This window comes from Acetivibrio sp. MSJd-27 (assembly GCF_018918095.1).
GTDB lineage: Bacteria > Bacillota > Clostridia > UMGS1840 > HGM11507 > HGM11507.
Genome location: NZ_JAHLPV010000012.1, coordinates 66,108 through 74,491, shown reverse-complemented (window position 1 = coordinate 74,491; position 8,384 = coordinate 66,108). Strand labels below are relative to the sequence as shown.

Sequence of the window (8,384 nt, the reverse complement as noted above, 5' to 3'; positions counted from 1 at the left end):
GCTGGCCATGTGGAAGTGGCGGGATGGGAACCATGGCACGCTGCATCGGATACTCATGTTTTTATTCCCAATAGACACAAAAACGCGTGGATTCGCTTGATGGAATCCATGCGTTTTTCGACAGGCTGTAACCCTTGTTTTCATCTACCGAAAACAAGGTTTTTTTGACAAGCTGAACAGGTATCGGGATGCTTATCCCGATACCTGTTTTTCATACTACTCCAAAACCACTGATATTTTATGCAGCTGCTTATCGTTGCATAAAGGAACTTTTTTTTCAATCAGATGCTTCCCGTTTTCATAGATTTCTTTTACCGAAATGCCGCCGCCGTTAGGACAGCTTACATTGATTTGATACAATGTATCAAAATAATTGTAATTGATTTGATATGCTTTCCATTCCGACGGAATACACGGCTCAAAATAAAGATATTCTCCGTTTTTGCGAAATCCTAAAATATATTCCATTCCTACCCGGTAATACCATCCGGCGGCACCGGTGTACCAGGACCAGCCTCCCCTGCCTGTCTGGTTTTCGTTGGAATAGACGTCGGCGGAAATGACATATGGTTCCACCTTGTATAATTCTGCCTGCTCCTGGCTGTCGCTGTGGCGAACCGGATTCAGCATGGAATAAAGACGATAGGCATCGTCCTTTTGCTTTTGGATCGCACAGGCCATACAAACCCAAACAGCAGCGTGCGTATATTGTCCGCCGTTCTCACGGACTCCGGGAATGTAGCTTTTGATATAACCGGGATTGTTTTTGCTTTTGTCAAAGGCCGGCGTCAGAAGCTTAATCAATCCATGCTTTTCATCGACCAAATACTGTTTTACAGAGCGAAGTGCCTGCTGCGCCTTTTCTTTTTCTCCTTTTCCGCTGATAATCGCCCATGCCTGGGCGATTGCATCAATTTTCGCTTCGTCATTTTCTTTGGATCCCAAAGGCATGCCATTATCGAAAAACGCCCGAATATACCACTCTCCATCCCAGGCATTTTGATTTGCTGCTTTCGAAATATGCCGGGCATGTGTTCGATATCTCTCGGCGCACTCCGCTTCCCCTTTCATCTCACACATTTCAGCTGTCTTCTCCAAAACATCACATAGAAACCAACCCAACCAGACGCTTTCCCCTTCGCCTTCCTTTCCGACCGCACTGAACCCATCATTCCAGTCACCTGTTCCGATCAGCGGAAGACCATTTCTCCCTCTTTTCATGGAGCGGTCAACTGCACGTTTCATATGCTCAAAAAGAGAAGCTTTCTCTTTTGAAATGCTGGGCAAACCATAGCGTTCCTCTTCATTCTCTGCCAAAATCGCCTCTTCCAGAAAGGATGTTTTTATATCGAGTATCTCTTTATCACCCGTCTTTTGAATATACTCCCATGTCACATAGGGAAGCCATAAAAGATCATCAGAGAATCTAGTCCGCACACCTTTGTCACCGGCATCCTGGTGAAGCTTTGGATGCCACCAATGCTGCACATCACCTTCCAAAAACTGATGAGTAGAATGTTTTAGAATTTGCAGCAAAGCAATTTTGGGATCCGCAAAAAGCATAGACATGCAATCCTGCAGCTGATCGCGGAAGCCATAGGCTCCTCCCGCCTGATAGAACCCGCTCCGTCCCCAGATACGGCAGGAAAGGCTTTGATAAAGCATCCATCCGTTCAGCATTCGGTTCATCGATTCATCCGGAGTATGAATCTGAATGACAGAAAGTTTTTTGTTCCAAAAGTCTTTTGTTTTTTTCAGCATTTCATTGACTTCATAGATCCCCTGAAATTGTTTCAGACAGGACGATGTCTCGGCAATATTGGAGCCTTGCCCCAACACAAAAGCCAACTCCCTTGTTTCATGAGGCTTTATGCTGACGGAAATCTCAATCGCAATACAGGGATGAAGAGCATATTCGGAAGATTCACTCTGCGCCAGCCCATTGATAACACCGGATGGAATTTCACTCTTTGGATTTCCCATAAATGACAGGAATTCTTTTTCAACTCCTGTAATCATCTCTGTGGAGGTGACAAATAACTGACGATCCTTAAATTCCTCATTCATTCTGTTTTGCGCATATATCACATTGTTTTCTCTTTTTATAAGTGCCTGTTCGTTTTCAAAAACGCCCATCACCGGTTTGACATAGTAAAACAGAGAAAGTTTTTTTAAGCAGCTGCTTTCATTTTTCAACCGAAGTTTTGTAATCTTCATCGGCTTGCTTTGCGGTACAAAAACGGTCTGCTCACAATTGATCTCCCTGTGAAAAGAGTTATAAACCGTATATCCAAAACCATGTGTTATTCTATAATTCTGATGTTTTCGCACTGGATAAGGTGTGATTGTAAAAATATGATTGCCCTCTTTTACATACACAGCTTCCGATACCGAATCAATCAAAGGATCGTTGCTCCATTGTGTCAACTTGTTTTCACGGCTGTTTTCCGCCCAGGTATAACCTCCGCCCGATTCGGTTGCCACGCATCCAAATCTCGGATTGGCTATAACATTACACCAGGGAAGCGGTGTCTCTCTTCCGTCCGCAAGTAAAATAACATATTCATTTTTGTCATTGAATCCTCCATAACCATTGTAAAAACGTAGCCTTTCCGTGTATGGGGCGCTCTGCTCCTTTTCTTCCGATATCTTGTATATCGTGTTATCCAGCTGCAGAAATGCCGACTGCACCTGTGAGACAATGGTTCCCGCTCTCGGATCCACCACAAAGGAAGACTTCGCCAAAACCGCATTTCTATCCGCTTCCGTCATTGCTTCCAAAGAACGAATAAAGACGCCGCCCGGACAGTCGATAAGACCGCTGAAGGTGGTTTTCTCCAAAATTTCTTTTGTCTGACGGAAAACCGGCGCCATGTAACTGTCATCATCTTTTGTCAGCAGTAGCAGATCGAACTTCAGGCCCTTGACCGTAAGAAACTCATGGCATTTTATTAGCTGCTGTGCATAAGCAAAGTCTTCCTCTTTTAATATCAAACCTGTTAAAATCGGCAAATCCCCTGATATTCCAAATTTCCATAAAGCGGAAACGCCAAGAGTATTCTGTGCGATCTGATTTTTATAGTTCAGCTTGTTTGGGCTCTCATAAAGCAGATGACCAAGCAAATTCAAATAAGTTTCCTGTTCTTTTGTATCCTTTGTGATGACATTCTGTCTGCCGCGGCTGTGCGCCAGCTCAAAGGTTCTTTTTACAGAATCAAAGCTGCTGTAACTTTCCAAATTTCGCTCCAAACGTGCCATGCTGTCCTCTATCATTGTAATAAAACAAATACACTTCTGTTCTTTTGCCGCCAGTTTGCATGGAACACGAAGGGAAAAAATAGGATCCAAAACGGCTCCTGTTGTATTACTGAACGGTTCTCTGACTCCATGCGGATCTTGCGTGGTGTGTTTTCTTCCCATAAATTTGGCCCTGTCTGTTTCATAGGAAATATCGCCTTCGGGGATAAAATCAGTAACAGCGAAATGGGAGGCATACAGATTCTTCTCCTTTTCTCCTCTCGGACGACGGACGGCAAACAGAACGCCTTCTTTCTCAAAGGTACGGATAAACAGACTGTTAAAGGCAGGATGCGCCAAATCCTGATCAATGGACGACAAAATCAATTCCAGATAGCTTGTCACCTCTACCTCTTTTTCCCGTCCACTGTGATTAAACAGTGTTACCGTCTGCAAAAGGGCATTGTTTTCCGTTGACAGGGTAATGTCGAGCGTTGTGGTAAGCTCTGCATTCCTTCTGCGGTATTCCGCCTTTTCCGGATAAAACACCGATTTATAGGTTTCCGGTATCTGTTTGGAAGGAGCATATGTTGCGGAATAAGAGAGATTCTCGTTGATATCACGAATATAAATGAAGGCACCGTATTGATTGCCGTAAAGATTTTTTCGGAAACGGTTTACATAGATATCCCTGCATTTCAAGTAGGATAATCCGGTTTCCGTGGTAACATAAGAAAGGGTTCCGTTAGACAGAATATGCATTCTTGGAGGATAACAATTTTCATAGTGATATCCCCTTATACATTCCTCCGATTTCCGGTCAATGGGTCGAAGCGGTTCAATCCGTTCTTTCTCTTCCTTTGTAATCACAACTTTGGTCGCAAGCTTTTCCTCCAGAAGCTCCTGTGCACTGTACATGGAGGGGTCTCTCATAAAACGATCTTTTAAAATATCACCGTTTAACACGTTGTTTAGTGCCAGAAAGCTCATCCCTTGGTGATGTGCCATGTAACTATCCACAACTTCAAATGCTTTTTCTCCCTGAACCCTGGTTTCCGTAAAATCCAGAGCTTCGATATATCCGTATTTCTGAAAAGCTCCCATTTCCTTTAGCAATTTCAGATTAGTGACAGCGCGGTGCGGACGTACCATCATGGCAAGGAAAGTGGAATAGGGAGAAATAACCGTATCCTCTTTGAGTCCTCTTTTTAGTCCATTATCCGGAATGCCAAAAGCTTTATACTGATAGTTTAAATCAATGTCAAAACTGTAAAAACCGCTTTCCGATATGCCCCATGGAACATTCTTATTTTCTGCGTATTCTATTTGAGAATCCACTACAAATTGGTAGGTTTCATCCAGCAGACTGCCTCTGTAGTCCTTTTGCAAAAGCAATGGCATCAGATATTCAAACATGGTACCCGTCCAGGAGACAAGCCCGCTGTGATGATCAAACTGTGCCATACTTCTGCCCAGCCTTCTCCAGTGGCGTTTTCCAACTTCACCCTTTGCCACAGCGATGTAGCTTGTCTGTCTTGCTTCGCTGGCGAGTAAGTCATAGTAGGAAGGGGTAAGCTTTTTCTCCTCCGCATTGTAGCCAATAGAAAAGAGTTCTTTTCTGTCATTATAAAGAAAAGAAAAGGACGTCGACTCGATAATTCTGGTAATTCTCTGAAGCAAATCACCAATATCAAAGCTTTTTTCCTCCCGAAACATGGAAAGCATTTTCTGGATTGTTCGGTTATTTATAAATTCGTCCTGATGAAGGTTAAGCTTTTGAAACATTTCCGCTTTGTCTGTCACATCATCGAGCAGTTCTCGATATTCGGCCTTTTCCTCCAGAATCGCATCCTTTAAACCCTGTATATTCGAGAAATTAAAATTTTCTGTTTCTGCGTATTCCCTCAATCCTTCTTTCAGAGCAATCAGACAGGCAATATAGTTTCCGCTGTCAACAGTCGAGACATATTTCGGGCGAAGAACTTCCAATGTTCTTGTATCGTACCAATTAAATAAATGACCATTACAGGTTTCCAGCTTATCGATTGTGTTCAGTGTTCCAGCAATCTTTTCACACATCGCGTCCGTTGTCAGATACCCGAAATCACGAGCCGAAAGAACACTTAGAAGATACAGTCCGATATTGGTGGGAGAGGTTCGGTGGGCTACCCCATTGGGCGGCGAATTTTGCAGATTATCCGGCGGAAGGAAGTTCTCTTCATCGGTCACAAGATCATCAAAAAAATTCCAGATCCGGAAAGCACATCTTCTCAAAAAAACATTGTCCGCTGTATCAAGCTTTTCTTTTTTCTCTTTGCAAGGACGGCTTATCAAGTATGCAATTCCGGGACTTAGAAAAAAGGAAACACCAATCAAAAACAACGGAAAATTAGTGTGGTACAGGATGAAAAACAGACCGCTTGCAATGCTGAACCACATTCTTTTCATGTAGGAAAATTGGTCATCCTTCATATTCCGTTCTGCCTCCTCTGCCGTTGTCCATTCCAACATATGCTTCCCGGTGAAAAGAAGGCGGAAAACGGTACGGATAGCTGCGTCAATGCTGATGTAAGCATGGTATGGCAGAAACGATAACAGACAAAGAAATTGTAAAAATACCGACTTCAACCCGTAGATTGCTCTGGTATAGGATTTCTCATAAAAGAATTTGAAATCACGGTATAAAACATTATCGCAGACAGCGGTACAAAGGCTTAATCCCAGTGTCAGCAAGGAAAGAATCACCAAAACTATCGACCAGGCAAATGGCAGGAAGGCCGCACACAGCAGCATGATAAATACAAAGGGTGCCACAAGACTTCTTCTCAGATTATCGATCATTTTCCAACGGGAAAGAAGAGATAGAGGATTCTTAACTTTTTCTTTGCTCCGGAGCGTCAGACGGCTCTTCAGAAAGTATAAAAGTTGCCAGTCACCTCTAACCCAGCGGTGATATCTTGCAAAGTAGGAAGAAACCTTTGCAGGAAATCCGTCGACAAATTCAATATCTCCCGCCAGTGCAGTCCTGGCTATAGAGCCTTCCAGCAGATCGTGGCTGAGAACACGGTTATCCGGTATCACGTCATCAACCAAATCTACAAAAACATCCACATCTAAAATTCCCTTTCCGGTAAAAATCCCCTCGGCAAAATTGTCCTGATAGACATCTGAATTGGCATTGACATAAGGGTCAAATCCGCCTACTCCGGCAAATATTTTGGAAAATTCTGATTGATAGGCTGAGGAAAGACTGATATTAACCTTGGGCTGGATGATACCGTATCCTTTGGTAACTCGGTGCTTTTCCCGGTCAATCTCCGCGCGGTTCAAAGGATGAATCATTGCTCCGATCAGCTCCTTGACAGAGCCGATGGAAGGCTGTGTATCACTGTCCAGTGTCACAATGTATTTCGATGATAGGATATCTTCCGTATTGCCGAAGCGGTAAAAAAAGCTGTGCTTCTTTTCTCCTCTCAAATATCTTGCAAATTCTGTAATGGCTCCTCTTTTTCTCTCCCAGCCGATATAATTTCCTTGCGTGGAAGAATACGTTCTGGAACGCGTCAATGCAAAAAAGGGCATGTCTTTATATTTTCTATTCAGTTCCTCAATTTTTGCCTTTAAATAGTTCATATTCTCATGGTCATTTGGCAAATGCTCACTTGGGGCATCCTTTAAATCTCCCAGAATGCCAAAATAAATGTGTTCTGCTCTGTTCGCAAGATAATAACCCTCAATCTTCTTCGTCAGACTGTCTATATTTTCGGGACTTAAAATCAAAGAGGAGATAACAACAGATGTTTTTGCCGAATCGGGAATCTCTCTTTTCAATTCGATCTTCGGAATCATGGTTGCTTTGACACATTTTAAAAACAAATAATTGGTAAGGTTGATGGATATGTCGGTCACTGGAATAAAAGATACCACTCCAATCAGGCAGAAAAGGAATAGCTCTCGAAATCCCAGGGCATACAGAATCCAAAACAAAGCGACCTTAAACAATAAAATAAAAGTAATATTGCCAGCAGTATATAACATGCGGTTCTTTTTTTTCACATTTGTGCTACCTAATGGCTCGCAGAGAAGATAATAGCCGATATGCCTTTTCCGCTCTTCCGATTCTTGGCTCGAAAGTTCCATCACATGATTTGCCACATCTTCTTCCGGCATGTGATTTTTTTCGGCAAGCACAGCCAGCTGATACCGGTAGTAATTCTTTGAAGAAAAATCCATTTTCTGATACGTTTTATCCTTTAAAAACAGCTGTTCGGTATAGCTGAGCTTCTCAAACAATTCAGGAAAGTCCAGTCCCTGAATTTGTCTTAAATTTGTAAACACCTTTGCGGTCAACCCTTCCAAAAAACCTTCCAGTGCCTGTTGTTTTTGCTGTATCATTTCATAATTCTTTTGTTTTCTCCGAATGGATTCCGGTAGTTTTTGACAGAAGTAATATTGAAAACTGAAATTTTCTTTTCCTGAAATTTTACGGCTTTTTTTGGCTTCCTCATTCATGTGAATCAATTCTTCTGCTTTTAAACAAATACTTTTCAGCATAGAAAACAGAACCATCTGTCCGACAGAACCGATGGCCCAAATTTCAATATTCTTCATTTTCTTTTCTTCCTGATAGAGATTTAGATATTCCACCAGCTCTTCCATGGAAAAAGGAGGAGTGGAAGCAAGAAAAAATTCTTTTAAAAGACCATACAACCGCACTTTATCCCTGTAGATACCGCTTTGAAAACGCGGCAGCTGTGCAAGCCACTTTTCATCAACTTCATGTATGATACGCTGGTACAGTTCAACCAGCATATAATAATTATCCAACAGCCATTCACTGAAACCCGGCAGAATTTCAATTTTGGATATTCTTTGATAGAGCTCTGTGATCTTTCTGAAATCTCTTTTCAGAGACGTGATCAAATCCTGCGCAATTTTTCCATCATCAAAAACGGCTATCTGCCTGCTTTCTTTTGCGAACCGTATCATCTGTTCTGTTAATACCTGCTGTTTTTTCATACTACCTCCGCCTTTTTCGCAAAAAACAATTTTTACAGTTAGATTTCCCAAAAAAGCGGATTTTATGCAGTTTTGCCCGCTTCATAAGAGGATTCAAAATATCATAGCAAAATATAAAATGTTCCCTG

1 protein-coding gene is annotated in these 8,384 nt (G+C 42.3%); it reads right to left on the bottom strand.

Translation table 11 applies throughout. The annotated features are described in order from the left end of the window. Nucleotides 1-216: 216 nt before the first annotated feature. A complete protein-coding gene (locus KQI32_RS06270; protein WP_216424344.1) occupies nucleotides 217-8,256 on the bottom strand; it encodes a GH36-type glycosyl hydrolase domain-containing protein in 8,040 nt (2,679 codons plus the stop codon). Nucleotides 8,257-8,384: the final 128 nt, after the last annotated feature.

What these genes read in the sequence shown, in the direction of transcription:
- KQI32_RS06270 (WP_216424344.1), bottom strand. Translation starts at nt 8,256, where the DNA reads ATGAAAAAACAGCAGGTATTAACAGAACAGATGATACGGTTCGCAAAA.